The organism is bacterium SCSIO 12696 (assembly GCA_024397955.1).
Classification (GTDB): Bacteria; Pseudomonadota; Gammaproteobacteria; order Pseudomonadales; family Porticoccaceae; genus SCSIO-12696.
This window is the reverse complement of record CP073744.1, coordinates 1478260-1492495: the sequence shown is the minus strand read 5'-3', so window position 1 is coordinate 1492495 and position 14236 is coordinate 1478260. Positions and strand designations below refer to the sequence as shown.

The 14236-nt window shown below is 51.3% G+C and carries 8 protein-coding genes; all 8 read right to left on the bottom strand.

Going from position 1 to position 14236, the window contains the following annotated elements:
* Positions 1-2: 2 nt before the first annotated feature.
* Positions 3-1202: an MFS transporter gene (locus KFE80_06805; protein UTW44121.1), complete on the bottom strand. Its 1200-nt coding sequence runs from the start codon at positions 1200-1202 to the stop codon at positions 3-5.
* Positions 1203-1228: 26 nt separating this feature from the next.
* Positions 1229-3388, bottom strand: a complete 2160-nt coding sequence (locus KFE80_06800; GenBank protein ID UTW44120.1) for a serine hydrolase — start codon at positions 3386-3388, stop codon at positions 1229-1231.
* The gene (locus tag KFE80_06795) at positions 3385-5919 is read right to left on the bottom strand and encodes a choice-of-anchor D domain-containing protein (GenBank protein UTW44119.1); all 2535 of its coding nucleotides are present in this window, start codon (positions 5917-5919) and stop codon (positions 3385-3387) included. The genes KFE80_06800 and KFE80_06795 overlap by 4 nt, the downstream gene beginning before the upstream one ends.
* 190 nt (positions 5920-6109) lie before the next feature.
* Complete coding sequence (locus tag KFE80_06790; GenBank protein UTW44118.1) at positions 6110-7693, bottom strand: sulfotransferase; 1584 nt, start codon at positions 7691-7693, stop codon at positions 6110-6112.
* Between the two features lie 126 nt (positions 7694-7819).
* Positions 7820-10216 (bottom strand): TonB-dependent receptor, encoded by a 2397-nt coding sequence (locus KFE80_06785; GenBank protein ID UTW44117.1) that lies wholly within the window; start codon positions 10214-10216, stop codon positions 7820-7822.
* A 128-nt stretch (positions 10217-10344) separates the two neighbouring features.
* Positions 10345-11208 (bottom strand): carbon-nitrogen hydrolase family protein, encoded by an 864-nt coding sequence (locus tag KFE80_06780; GenBank protein ID UTW44116.1) that lies wholly within the window; start codon positions 11206-11208, stop codon positions 10345-10347.
* 135 nt (positions 11209-11343) lie between these two features.
* Positions 11344-13170 carry a PLP-dependent aminotransferase family protein gene (locus KFE80_06775; GenBank protein ID UTW44115.1) on the bottom strand — a complete coding sequence of 609 codons (1827 nt, stop codon included), beginning with the start codon at positions 13168-13170 and terminating at the stop codon, positions 11344-11346.
* A gap of 120 nt (positions 13171-13290) precedes the next feature.
* Positions 13291-14181, bottom strand: a complete 891-nt coding sequence (htpX, locus tag KFE80_06770; GenBank protein ID UTW44114.1) for a protease HtpX — start codon at positions 14179-14181, stop codon at positions 13291-13293.
* Between the last annotated feature and the right edge of the window lie 55 nt (positions 14182-14236).

Here is a 14236-nt window from a genome sequence, read left to right as displayed (position 1 = left end):
TTTTATGCCTCTGAATTACCTTGCTTATCCAATGATGAAGCGGGTATTACTGCGGTAATGACCGTTATGGCCAGCCCCAGCAGAGCCATATTTATCAACAACCCGTAGTTATCTTCACCCAGCACCAGCGCCGCCACCAGCGGGCCTGACGCCAATCCCATCTTGGAGGCAAAGCCTCCCAGAGCTGCCATGCGCCCGTTGCTATCAAACTCCGCACACATACCGAACAGGTAGGGCATTACAAAGGCCCAGGTGACTCCGACGCCGACATTGGCAATAAAAAACAGCGTTTTGCTGTCACTAAAGTGCAGTGCGAAAGTACCTAAAAACGTCAGTAAAACCGCGAAAAGCAATGGTAATTTCCGCCCATATCGGGTGCCAAAGGCAATTACCAGTAGAGAGCCGAGAATTCCCGTCCAGGCAGCAATACCCAACGTTGGGTTGATAAATTCACTGTTCAGACCAAAGTGTTTTCCGAGGCCGATAATAAAGGCGTAAAGGCCCATATTGGCTGCTTGAAAAAGGAAGATGGTAACCAGGGTCAGTACCAGCAGTTTAGTTTTGCTAGTGTGGTTGCCTTGAGTTGTAGTGTTTTTCTTTGTTTCCTGAACCGGGTAATCGGGCAGAAATACCAGCATGAACAAACTGATAACGGCAAACGTAATCAAGGATAAAAATAATGCCGCTGTGCCGTAATCCGGTACCAGGGGTGGCAGCAACATAACCCCCAACCCGCCCAGGCCAAATTGCACCAGCAGCAGTACACCAAAAGTACGGTCTGGTTCCGTGGTGCGAGCGATAATGGCAAAACCCACACCCACTAACGTTCCGCTGATCAGGCCGTGAATAAACCGCACGGCCATCAGGCTGTCAGCGGTGCTCAGCTGTATGGACAAAAAGTCCGCCATCACCAATGCTATTAGCAAGCCCGCGGAAATGGGCTTCCAGGCCACTTTATTGATCAGAAATACAATCGCCAAAGCCCCAAAAGCGGTGCCATAAATATTGGCCGAGCTCACTAAGCCAGCCTCTTTATTGCTCATGCCCAAGCCTTCCACCAAACCATCTACCATGGCGGGCATCAGATTAATGTAGAAAAAACCCGCGGTGGTTAAAAAACTGAGCAACAGGCGAGCGACCGCGCCGTTGGGGGCCACTTTCGGGAATCGACTAGAACTGACTGTCGGGGCGTTTGCTTGCATAGAGTTCTACCTAAAACGTAAATGCCTTACTGGCAAAAGGGTTGAATGTTATGAGCTTCCTGGATGGCTTTTTTCCAGCGGTGCACGCCACCATCACTAACGTAATAGTAATTGGAGCCGTTGGGAAACAGGGCGACGATAATGCCACCATAGCCAGACATAAACGGCACCCATACTGGCTCTTTGCAGTTCAAATACGGGGCAATATCGTGGCCCCAAAAACCGTTGTTGTAGCGAAATTGTGGCGAACGAGCGGGCAATCCTCTGTCTACCGGGTTTTGTTGTAGTGCTGCGGATAGCATGGAGGTATCCACAGGCAATGCAGTTTCTTGAGCGTTTAGGGTCGAGGCCAGCTTGGCGATATCTCCTCGCGAAAACATCAGCCCCCAGCCGGTAAAGGGTTGAGCATTTTTGTCGTAGGTTCGCAGCGTGGATGTAGATAGTGGGCTCAAACCGAGGGACTGCCAAAGCTGTTGCCACAAAATATCCCGATGAATATCGCTGTTTTCCCCTTGGCGTTCCCGCAGCGCTGCATTCATGGCGGTGCCGAGAATATAAGTATCAGAGGTGTGGTAAACCCAGCTTTCGCCGGGGGCACTTTTGCGTTGGTAATGGTTGCAGCTGTAGTTAATTTTATCCTTGTGGTGCTCTGGTATAAAAAGCCCGTCAATGGTGTGTTGCGCCGCTTCATCCACATCCGCCACAATCGTGTCGTAATTCCCGGTGGCCATATCCAGTGCGTGCTCAAAGGTTACTCCTTGCCATTGCTTGCCGTCGCATTCGGGTACGTATTTATTGATAGGTAGCTGAGAAAAACCGGGGTACTGGTGTTCCAGATTCATCAAGGCCAAGCCAGCAAACAGGGATTTTGCTGTTGAGTAAGAAGGCAGTACCAGGGCATCACAATAAGGGTAGCGGCCATGGCGTGTATTGCAGCCACTCACATAGTGGGTGCCGTCAATCACAAAGCCGTAGAGCGTCATATCCGCAGGATTGATTTCCTCTTGGCTGCCAAAGTTTTTTGGGTTGGCGTTGGGGTAATCGTTTGCCAGTTCGGCAATGGACTTGACCGGCAGGCGTTGAGTTTGACTCTTCTGATAATCAGCAATAATTTTTTGGTTGAGTTTGATTTTTTTTGGCTGGTAACTGGCCTGCAGCATGCCCCATAAATTTGCCTGAAAATAAGCGCAGGTTTCGCTGCTAATCTGATAGGCGGCGTTGGAAACAGAACCGTCGGACTTAAATAAAAAACTCAGTACACCATTATGTATGCAGTTGGCATTTCTTTCCTGCAAAGCAAAGGGTAGAGCTGCCCGGCTGTAATCACCATCTCCAGCTTGTTGCCAGACTTTGCCAGGTTGAAAGACCCATTCCCAGTTTGGGTGATCGCTAACAATAGCTCCACGAGTTTCTGGAATTAATACACCACCATGTTGAATCAGCTGGATATCCACAGAGGGTAACTGGCGGTGACGGGAATTCGGGCTTTGTAAAAAGCCGTAAGTGTCTTTAATGCCTTCAATAAAACTCTGTTTTGCAGTGGGTTGCACACTCAAGATGCCGCGAAAGATGTGTTGTGCCGGTTTGGCCGTTTTTGGTACCGCAAAGCTCGACATAGCAACAGGTTGCAAAAAGCCTGAGCCGCTATGCAGCCAGTCTGCCGGTAACTGTTTTTGCAACGTCTGGGTAACGGCCGTTTTTGGTTGCCCGGTTACAGTAACGTTATCGCCCCAACAAAAATCACTGTTGCCCTTTCCTGCGGCGCGAAATCGTATCCACAATCCATCGGTGGGTTGCTTTAACAAATAGCTGCCACTGTGCAAACTGATGCCATCGTCCTGACCGTTGCCAACGCTGACCACTTGATGCCAATTTTTACCGGCATCAGTGGACACTTCTCCGTAGCATTTATCGAACTTCTCTAATGAGTCGGCAGCCATTTGCAGGCGCACTTCTACATCGCGGTAGTCTTTAATGGGCAAGGCGGTAATGGCAATTTTTTTATCGGTTAAACGCAGGGCGTAATTGCCTTTGTATTGGGTCAGTTGCGCGGTGCCTTTGCCAATGACTTTCCAGCCGTCGGCGTTACCATCCTGAAAAGCTTCTTCAAACAAGGTAATTGCATTCGAGCTACCGCAAAGCGACAGCCCGAGTGCAGTGATTATGGCTGTTAGCCATTTTCTCATTGGCAATATCCACTGATGTTGTTGGATTCAATAGCCGCCCGTCCCCAGAGATAGGTGTCGTTGTCACTGACGTAGTAGTACACCGTGTCGTTGGGCATCAGCAGCACGGTAACACCGCCAAAACCCGACATAAAGGGCACCCAGGTGGGGTTGCTGCAGTTCAGAATCTGACTGCTTTCGTAGGCCCAAAAACCGTTGTTGTAGCGAATTTCATTACCCCCTGCTTGCAGCCCGCGGTCATTGGCGCGGCGTTGCATGGCGGCTTCGTACAGGTCGGTATCCAACACGCTTTGGCCGTTTATTTTGCCGTCATCGGCGGTGAGGAACTGGCCGAGTTTGGCAATATCGTCGTGCAGATACGTCAGTCCCCAACCGGCAAAAGGCTGGGCAACGCTGTCGTAGGTGCGACGGCTGACTTTGGCACTGGGGCTGACATTGAGGGGTGCCCAGATATCACCTACTAAGGTGTTGGTAAAAATATCCTGGCTACTGCCCGCGGTACTTTTCAGGTAGTTGTTCATGGCGCGGCCGACGATATAAGTATCGGAGGTGTGATACACCCAGGTACTGCCGGGGGTGGCCAAGCGGTTGTAGTGGTTACAGCTGTAATTGATTTTACTGGCGTGATCTTCCGCCAAAAATAAACCGTTGGTGTGGCCAGCTCCCTCGTCCTGCATATAGCTGGACGAATCGTAGTTGCCAGTGGCCATATCCAGGGTGTTTTCCAGGGTTACATCCAACCAGTTGCCATTGGCTGCGCAGTCGGGAATCTGGCTGGCAATACTTTGATTGGCGACGCCGGGATATTGCTTCTCCAGGCGCATCAAAGCCAGACCGGCGAAGGATGATTTGGCGGTTGAGTAAGAGGGCAGATTTAATACTTCGCAATAGGGGTAAGTGCCCTGGCGGGTGTTGCAGCCCCCCACGTAGTTGACCCCGTTAATCACAAAACCATACACCGTCATATGATCCGGATCGGTTTCGCTGGGGTGGCCAAACTGGCTGGGGTCAGCACCGTAGTCGGTGGCCAGTTCAGAGATAGGCTTCGTGGGCATGCGATTGGCTACTTCCGCCTGATAATTGGCTTTCAGTGCCTGGCTGTTGGCAATGCTGTAGCCGTTGTAGTCGGCGTCCAGTAAGCCCCACATATCGAATTTGAAGTAGAGGCAGGTTTCACTGCTGATCTGGTAGGCGACCTTGGAGACCAGGCTGTTGCCCTGGAACAAAAATGTCATCACACCGTTATGCATGCAGTTGGCGTTTTTTTGCTGCAGCGAAAACGGAATTGCTACTCGGCTGTAGCCGTTATCGCCATTTTCTTGCCATACCCGACCCGGCTCCAACAGATACTCCCACTCCGGGTGGCTGCTGGGTATTGAGCCCCGTTGCAGAGGGAATATGTGAGTGCCAGTTTGAATAAATTCAAAGTCGAATTCTGGCAGGTGTTTGCGAGTGGTGTCGGCGGCGCTGGTGTAGTCAAAATCGTCGCGAATTTCCTGGAAGCTGCCACCCGTGGCTTCGCCATTGAGGCGCAGGGAGCCCTGAAAACTGTTGATGGGTTGTGCGGCATTGGCGGGAACCGCAAAGGCATTCATGGATACCTGGCTACCGGGGTCATTGCCGTTGGTCAGCCAGTTATAGGTCAGCTGGCTGCGGCTGACATTGCCGTCGCCATTTAGCGGATCGTAATTGTCACTAACATTAATGCCGTTGCCATTCAGAGCCAGGTTTAGGCTGGGTTGGTCTGGATCACTTGATGGGATAGCCAACGTGCCAGAATAGTTGCCCGTAATTGTGGGCGCAAAGCGCAGAGTTAATGTGCATTGCGTTGCGGGTGCCAACGTTTGGTTGGAGCAATTATCTATGGGCAAGCTAAAGGGAGTACTAGCACCGGTGATAGTGCCGATATTCAAATTCGCATCCCCGATATTGCTGAGGGTAATGATTTGGTCAGAACTGGTTTGAATGGCAACATCGCCAAAATTACCGCTGCCACTTAAACTGATATCAGGCTCTGTGGCGATTCCTGGGGTGCCCGTTACCAACACATTGTCTCCCCAGCAGTTATCGTTCCACTGGCCACCCGCCGCACGCAGTCGCAACAGCAGGTTGGGGTTATCGTCACTGCCAGCAGGGGACGCGGTGCCGTTGTAAAGGGTAACGCCGTTGTCCTGGCCGTTAACCACTTCCACCACCGTTTGCCAGGTGGCACCGCCGTTTACCGATACTTCACCCAAACAGCGATCACTGCCTTCTAGAGAAGCAGCGGCCATATCTATGCTGATGCTGACATTGCTGTAGCCCTGAGTAGAGAGGCTGGTTTGTGCCTGGCGGCTCTTGCTCAAGCGCAGCGAATAGTTGCCAGCGTAATAGGACACATAGCCATAACCGCTGCCACTGAAGCTCCAGCCGTTGGCATTGCCATCCTGAAAATCATCGTAGAGCAGGGTGTCAGCCTGTGTGGTAACGGGGACGATAATAGTGCATACCCAGATAAAGTGGCGTTTAAGCCATTGTGTAATAAATGACATTTCTGATCCTCCACAGAGTGCGAGAGCACGCATGGCCGAACCTGCGGGACGGCCTTGGTGCTGAATTGTTGACGAGAGGCAACAGCGCTGTGTGGCAAGTTGGTCAGAGACATAGTCCAACGGCCTTGGAAATTTCCAGACTCTAATCTAACAGGGGGGATGTAAAATAGTAGAACCAGATATTGGTCGGTTAGGGTTCCAATTTAATACCGTGTTTTTGCAAAGACTCCGCCAACGGTGCCAATTGCTGTTCGTAGCAGCGCCACCGTTGCAGGGAGGAGGTGTATACCGGTTGGCGTACCTGGGCAGCGCTGGCGGTGGCGGCGGGTGACTTATTTTTGTGAAATTGGAGGCAGCTGTCTTGCCATTCCAAACCGCAGTGGGTGATCAGTTTTCGGCTAACTTCTTCTGGCTTTTGCACCAACTCCTCGTAATCCACATCCAAAAAGTATCCGGGTAATGTTTCTCGCCAATGAGCCATCAGCTGGTGGTAGGCGCTGTAATAGCGTGCCAAATCTTCCAGGTGGTAGGAAAATGGGTAACCCATGCGGAACAGGGTTTTGTACATGGCGTAGCAACTGTCCATGGGGTTGCGGCGCAGGTGAATCACACGGGCTTGTGGCAGGGCAAGGCGAATTAACCCCAGATAGAGAAAGTTCAATGGCGTTTTATCGATAAAGCAGGGTTCGCTGCCGCCGTAGCTGCGGGCGCTGTTTAAATACGTGTCGCCTAGTTTGGAAAAGTCGATATTGGCAGCTGCTTTGATCATCTCCTGTTTATTTAAACTGCCCCCGATTCCGCGAATTAAGGAAAACGCAAAATCGTTAATTTCGCCCAAACTCTGTACCTGGCTGTGAGAGCTGATAATGCGATCTACTAGCGTGGTGCCACTGCGAGGCAGCCCCAAAATAAAAATCGGTCCGTTTTCATCACTGATTGGTGGTGCTTGCTGCAGTAATTTTTCTGAAAATGTTTCTTGAATGGTGGTGATGGCACTGAGGTCGCTTTCTACCTGATATTTCATCAGTGAGCGACGCCTGCTGGCGCCTCGTTGCAGGTAATGGAAGGATTTTTGGTAGTCCTCCATGTCCTCCAGCTCTTTAGCCAACGCGTAACACAGTTGCACTTCACCGTTGCCATTACTGCCTACTTGCTGAAGTTGCCTCTCCAGCTCTTCAATGTGGTTTTTTTCCGTATTTTGTTTTTTTAGGGTAGAGCGGTTTTGGTAGGCGTCGTAATCTCTTGGATTGTGACGGATGACGTCTGTTAACAATTGCTCAGCTTCTTCCATGTCTCCCAGGGCAATCAACGAGGCCGCCAGATTGTAAAGGTAGGGCGTGTGCTTTGGGTTGATATTCACTGCCTGTCGGTGACAGCGGGCCGCTTGTTGGTGTGCGGCGCAGTGAGTGTAAAGCCCTGCTACTTGTTGCAGTAATTCCGGATTGCGGTTGGCACTCTCTTCCAATGATTGCAGTAACTTGAGAGCAGAATTTACCTGGCCACAGTAAATATATGCTTCTGCCGTTTGCAAGCAGACACCCGGGTTTTGCGGTTTGAGTTGATAGGCACGTTTGGCCTGCTGCAACATAAGGTCGAAACGGCCCTGACGCTTGAGTATGTCGATATGTAACATCAGTGCGTCCAACGAATCCGTATCTTCGCTTACCCACTGTGCACAACGCTCTTCGGCTTCTTCCAGCCGTTTCGATTTAAGTAACGATAGCACTTTGCGTTTGGCTGAACTGCGCGCATCCGCTGTGGGTTGTGTCGGCATAGTGACTTGTCTCTATTCCATTGGAACTTTTTTAGGGAATGTATCGTATTTCTTTGTGCTAGCGAATAAAAAAACAGGCTGCTTGCGCAGCCTGGACAAATAACCCGAGTGGGAGGGTAGTAAAGATCAGTTGAAACTGTAATTCAGGGCAACACCTACAGACCTGGGCACGGCAATAAATTCCTTGGAGCCATTACCGAAATAGCCTGCAGATGGGAGGGTGCCCATATAGGCTTCGGTAAATACACCGGTGACGCCTTCTTCGTTAAACAAGTTGCGCATAAACAAGGTTGCACTCCAATCATCCGTAGACACGCCAGTAGACAGGTTCCATAGCTGGAAGGAGTCGAGGCGCACATTGAATGTGGGCGTATTGTTAATGGCGTTGCGGGTGGATGATTGGTAGTAACCGTCAATGCGGCTATTCCAGGTCATGCCGTTGTTCAGCTCGCTGCTGTATTCCAACGCTGCATTGATGGTGCTTGAGGCGGTGCCTGGGAGTTTGGCGCCGGCAAGGGCGATAGGAATTGTCGAGCCTGGTCGGAAAACGGCTTCTTTCAGCTCGGCGTCAACAAAAGCGTAACCAAGGGCGTAGCTGAGGTTGTCAGTGAAGTCCCCATTGAGCTCCAGTTCCAGGCCTCTGGTGCGTGCTTCCCCGCCGTTGCGAACTGCAAAAAAGCCCCAGTTGTTGGTAGCGGTATTGACCTGTACGTTATCCCAGTCCACGTAAAACAGAGACACGGTATAGTTCTGATAATCATTGCTACCTTTCAGGCCCACTTCGTAGTTAACCACGGAGTCAGAGTCGTAGCGTTGCCAGCCTGGGTCTTCCGCGTAACGACCGGTGAGAGGAACTGCGTTAGCACCACCGCGGCGGTAGCCTTCGGAAACCGTACCGTAGAGCATCTGGCTATCATTGATATTCCATGAAATATTGCCCTTGAACAATACGTCGTCTTCTTCGACCACGAAGTTCGGATTGGCCGGTGCCGACAACGCGGTATACACCGGTATGTCCATAAACGTGTCGTTGGTAAATTCGTTGTCGAAGTAACGCAAGCCGCCGGTGACTTTAACTGTGTCTGACAAGTGGTAGGTCACTTCGCCGTAAATGGCTTTGTCTTTAAAAGTTTCATCGCGTCGGTAAATAAAATCCCGGTCGCCACTCACGGCTCCGGTGAATGCGGGAAATGCCGCATCCCACCAAGCTTTAAAGCCTCTTAGGAAACTGTCCTGGGTGGATCGCAGATCCTGGTCCTGGTAGTAAATGCCCGCCACATAATCGATGGGGCCATCGGTGTTGGAAACCAGACGAAATTCCTGAATAAAGGCCTCATCGCCGTAGGTACGTACCGCAGAGGCCATGGGGCGGGGGAAGTTATAATAAAAGGCCAAGAAGCCTGCCTGAGCATAGAAACCGGTGTTCTCGCTAATGCTATCGCCTTCGTGGTCGTAGTGAGAGCTGCTGGAGGTGAGCGTGGCAAAACCCAGGTCTACTTCAGCTTCCAGACTGACTGAGTCCACTTCACGGGACGAGGGCTCCAATTGTACCGAGCCATTTTCAAAATCCTGGTAGGGGCGGCCAAAACCGTCGCTGCCAAGGGTTTGTTGGCGGCGGCCGCCGATATCATCGGATTGTTTTTGGTAAGACAGCAAAAATCGCGTGCTTTCCGAGGGCTCAAAAAGCAGTGATAAGCGACCGTATTCAATATCGACGGTGTCGGCGTCTTCCACAGAGGTAAATACAGCATCTGGAGCCAGTACGCCGTTGGGTGCAACGGGGATGCCATTGGCATCCAGCTCGTACACATTGACATAGTCAGTGAGGCCGTCGTAATCCAGTTTGCCGCCGTTAAAGCGCAATGCCATGGTTTCGCTCAGGGGCAAATTGAGAGTCACATCCGCGGCCAGACCATAACCGTCGGAGCCATCTACCTGGCTCATAGTGGTACCGATCTTGGCGGAAAACTCTTCCAGTTCCGGGTCTTTCATAATGTAGCGCACGGTGCCACCGAGAGAACCGGAGCCGTACAAGGTGCCTTGCGGGCCACGCAGTACTTCAACTCGTTCGAGATCCTTGAGGATAAAGTTGGCGTATAGCGGGGTGCTGTTTACGTAGGTGGAGACAGTGGGAACCGCTGACAGGGAGTAATCGCCAAGTGCGGCGCCATCAACGTTGAGGCCACGAATCATCACACCATTGATTACTCCGGAATTGCGGTGACCGCGATCCACCACAGCAACGCCAGCAATGGCACGCATCAAGTCGGCGGATTCAATAATTTGTGCTTTCTCAAGATCTTCGCCGGATTTCGCAGAGATATTGTATGGAATCTCTAGAATCCGCTGCTCCCGACCGGTGGCGGTGACTACAATTTCTTCCGAAGGCTCGGATTTTTTGTCTGCGCTACCTTCTTCTGCCATGGCAGGTAGAGACATCATGGTGACGCTGGCGGCAATGGCAGCTGCCAGCGCGTTGCGTCGAGGATTGTTGGTGTTAGCGTCTTTCTCTGGGTAGATCATAAATACACCCTCCTGATGTGTTGCATACTTATTATGTATTTTGGTGATTTCTAAGTTACTCGAACTGGTTGTGGGTCAGTAGTACCAGTTTGATGAAGGTCAGCAGGCCAGTTTGTTTTTGGTGCTGTTCAACCGACTTGGCTGCTAGAGGCATCTGGCATTGCCAGTGGCCCAAGGTCGTTTAGGGCGGGTGATAGCGCACTTGGTTGGTAGGGCGGAAACTCAACTTGATTATCGCGAAAGCTCTTTAATGGTTGGCCAAGCCCTTGCCAGCCTCGTTCCCGGCAATGGCGAACGTGATTCAGATCGAGCTCAACAGCAATAATTTCTCGGCTGCGCCCGGCTTGATGAATGACTTCGCCACCGGGGCCAATAATGACGGATTGGCCAGTGCCCAGGTTACCGGCACCGTTTATATCGACAAAATAGCATTGATTTATGGCGGCATTGGAGCGAGCGATGGCCAGTTCCACATTGCGGTCAATAGTGCCGGTCAACGTCGGGTGGATGATGACTTCTGCACCCATCCATGCCAGTGTTCGCGTGGTTTCCGGAAACCACATGTCGTAACAGATGGAAACCCCAAAACGCCCTACATCCGGTATGTCAAACACAGCCCATTGGTCGCCCTCAGTGACGCCTTTTTCGTAAGGCTGGAAGGGAAACATTTTTCGGTATCGGGTAACCACTTCGCCGTCTGGATTAATGACGAGCGCGGTGTTGTAGACCTTGCTGCCAGACTTTTCAAACAAGGTACCTGGCATCAGCCAAAGAGCGTTTTCTTGTGCTATTTGGCAAAGGCGTTTCTCTACTTCTCCAGGCAATTCGCAAGCGTTATCTGTATTGCTGCCCAATAAATTCAACTCAGAACCAACCACCATATCGGCCCAGGGGAATAAGGATCTTACTTTGCGTATTTCCTGCTCAATGGTTTCAAGATTATTTTTATTTTCGAGGATCAGTTGTAATCCAACAACACCAAAATGGCTCATAGACAACTCCATTGACTGCCGTGTAGTGGTAAAACGCTAAAGCGTGTACCAACACCATAGAGATTGTCGGTTGTGCCTCACAGAGCCAATTTTACAGAGTAGAAGGAGCCAGTTTTTTATTAAGAAATTAATGGGTTATTCGGTTAAATCTTTTTCCAGAAGCAGTGTTTCGGTGTCCACCAGGTCGCCTTGGTCGTCAAACCATTTGATGATGTTTTTATCCAGTACTGCGCGAAAACCCCGGCTTTCACCGTAATTCCATGAGTGCCACTGGCGCCACCAGTAGTCACCGTCGAACCACCAGCGGCCAAAGTCTTTTTCCCCCTGATCGTCACCCAGCACACCATCCATATGGCCATCTGTCCACAGCTTGAATTCGTAAGGTTCTCCATAAGCGGTGACTCCCCTCAGCGTGGCTCCTGGCAGCAAGTTACTTAGCTCCTGAATAGAAAGGGGGCGCCCGGTGCAGGAATCATAGGTTTCTCGGGAGTTGCCGAGCATGTCCCGAATTAATTTTGCCAGTTGTTCCATGCCTGGTTTGATGTGTTCGGTTCCAATGCTGGTAACACTTAACCGGAAGCAGTTGTTTTGATTGGGGCGGCAGGAATAAGTATCAGTGGCTTCTAGCAAGATACCGCGCTCTGCCGCCAGTTCGATCAATTCGGCCGCATCTAAGTCTTCGGGCCCTTCTATCCAGCAGGCGGTGCCACCCACTGAGGGAGTAATCATAAAACCCGGCTGTGGGAAGCAGGCATTCACTGCTCGGCGCAGTTCAAACCAGCGCTCTTCGTGGACCCTGTTGAGTCGTCGCATCAGTGCGTCGTAGTGCCCAAGGGACAGAAAAAAACCCACTGCTCGTTGGTTGTTGGTAGGTGGGTGTTGATACATCAGGCGACGCAACGCTTTTGCCTGGCGCACAAAACTTTTTGGTGCGACCAAAAAACCCAACCGCAAACCCGGTGATAAAATTTTTGAAAAACTGGAGACGTAAATGACCTTGCCGGATTTGTCGAGGCTTTTTAACGCTGGGCGTGGGTTGCCACAATAGTTTGCTTCACAGTCGTAGTCGTCTTCGATAATGGCAAAGTCGTTCTCTTCCGCCCGCTGCAACAACTCCAGACGCCGCTCCATAGACAGAGTAACTGCGGTGGGATATTGGTGACTGGGAGTGGTGTAGACGTAATCGCATTTGTTGAGACTGTCGGCAACCACCAAACCATCGCCGTCTACATCCAGGTGTTCAATGCTGCCGGCATAGAGTTCAAACAGATTGGCGGCATCTGCGTATCCGGGCCTTTCCACACCCACACAGGTGTTTTTATCAAACAGCATATGAGCAATCATAAACAGCGCTTGTTGTGAGCCAACGGTGACCAGGATTTCATCCGCTTGGGCGCTGATACCACGCCGGGGCAACAGCTTGGTGCGGATTTGTTCAATCAGGATTGGGTCGTCACTTTCTCCGCAATCTCCAGCCCACTCGTAAATCTCCTGGCCAGTTTGGGTAATACGTACACACTCGCGCCACTCGGCCACCGGGAAAAGGTCTGGGTCAAATTGGCTGTCCACGAAGGGATAGGGGAATCGCGACCAGTTGGGTGGATAGCCACTGCTGCGTTTTATAGGTTCTTTGAAGCGAATGCGCTCCCGCCAGAACTGATTGTCCTTGTGGCATTCTTCTTCGTTGTCAGAAACACCCAGGTGGCCTTTCAGAATATCCGGGTTGATATAGCAGCCACTGCGTTCCTGGGTAATCAGGTAGTTTTCATCAATCAATTGCTGGTAAGCAGATATCACCGTATTCCGTGATACATCCAACTGCTTTGCCAATTGACGACTGGAGGGCAGGCGCACTCCCACTGGGAGTGTGCCATCCATAATGGCTTCGATCAGCTTGGCCCGAATCTGGTGCTGTAGGCTCATGCCGCTGTCCGGGTCGAGATAAAACAGTGCGGTATTCATTGGCCAATATTCCCTAATATCCATGGCTTTGCGATCTTCTTAAAAATAGTCGCAAATTATTGGCAATGCCACAAGGCGGTTTTTACACGCCTTCCGCTGAGACGGGTAATAAGCTGATACTTACTGAATTCCCGCTGGTGAATTACGCAATGCCGTAATACGTTGTTCCAACGGAGGGTGGCTGAGTAACAGTTTGCTCATTACCTGTTTAAAACCACCGGAGATGCCAAAAGCGGTCATGGTGTCGGGCATTTGGCTGGGAACTTGTGCATTGACTTCTTCCTGAAGGCGCTGCAGAGCACTGATCATGGCTGCGCGACCGGCCAGCTGTGCACCGGCGGCGTCGGCGCGGAATTCCCGCCAGCGGGAGAATTTCATGACTACCATGGAGGCAAGAATACCCAATACGATTTCGGCAAAGATGGTGGTGATCCAGTAGCCGATACCGCGGCCGCTTTCACTCTTGAATACGATGCGGTCTACGGCGGTGCCGATGATGCGGGCAAAGAACATCACAAAGGTGTTAACCACCCCCTGGATCAGCGACAGGGTAATCATGTCACCATTGGCCACGTGGCCAATTTCATGAGCCAGTACGGCACGCACCTCTTCTTTGTTCATGCGCTGTAACAGGCCAACACTCACTGCCACCAAAGCGTTGTTTTTGTTCCAGCCAGTGGCAAAGGCGTTGGATTGTTGTGCGGGGAATATGCCCACTTCTGGCATGCCGATGCCCGCTTTCTTGGCCAGTTCAGCCACGGTATCCACCAGCCAGCGCTCCTCAGCGGTGCGGGGTTGTTCAATAATCTGGGTGCCGGAGGCGCGTTTGGCCATCCACTTGGAAATAAACAGGGATACCAGTGAACCTCCCATGCCAAACAGGGCACAGAACACCAGCAAGGCGCCGGTCTCGCCGACGATAATGCCCTGGCTTTGCAAGATATTCAGGGTAACGCTGGCGACAATCAGCACTGCCAGGTTGGTGAGCAAAAACAGCCCGATACGTAACATTTTTCCCTCCGTTGCGGCCAATCGTAAAAATGGCGCGACAAAACTGTCAAAAAAT

Coding starts and splice junctions, on each gene's coding strand:
- KFE80_06805 (UTW44121.1), bottom strand. CDS start 1,202: ATGCAAGCAAACGCCCCGACAGTCAGTTCTAGTCGATTCCCGAAAGTG.
- KFE80_06800 (UTW44120.1), bottom strand. CDS start 3,388: ATGAGAAAATGGCTAACAGCCATAATCACTGCACTCGGGCTGTCGCTT.
- KFE80_06795 (UTW44119.1), bottom strand. CDS start 5,919: ATGTCATTTATTACACAATGGCTTAAACGCCACTTTATCTGGGTATGC.
- KFE80_06790 (UTW44118.1), bottom strand. CDS start 7,693: ATGCCGACACAACCCACAGCGGATGCGCGCAGTTCAGCCAAACGCAAA.
- KFE80_06785 (UTW44117.1), bottom strand. CDS start 10,216: ATGATCTACCCAGAGAAAGACGCTAACACCAACAATCCTCGACGCAAC.
- KFE80_06780 (UTW44116.1), bottom strand. CDS start 11,208: ATGAGCCATTTTGGTGTTGTTGGATTACAACTGATCCTCGAAAATAAA.
- KFE80_06775 (UTW44115.1), bottom strand. CDS start 13,170: ATGAATACCGCACTGTTTTATCTCGACCCGGACAGCGGCATGAGCCTA.
- htpX (UTW44114.1), bottom strand. CDS start 14,181: ATGTTACGTATCGGGCTGTTTTTGCTCACCAACCTGGCAGTGCTGATT.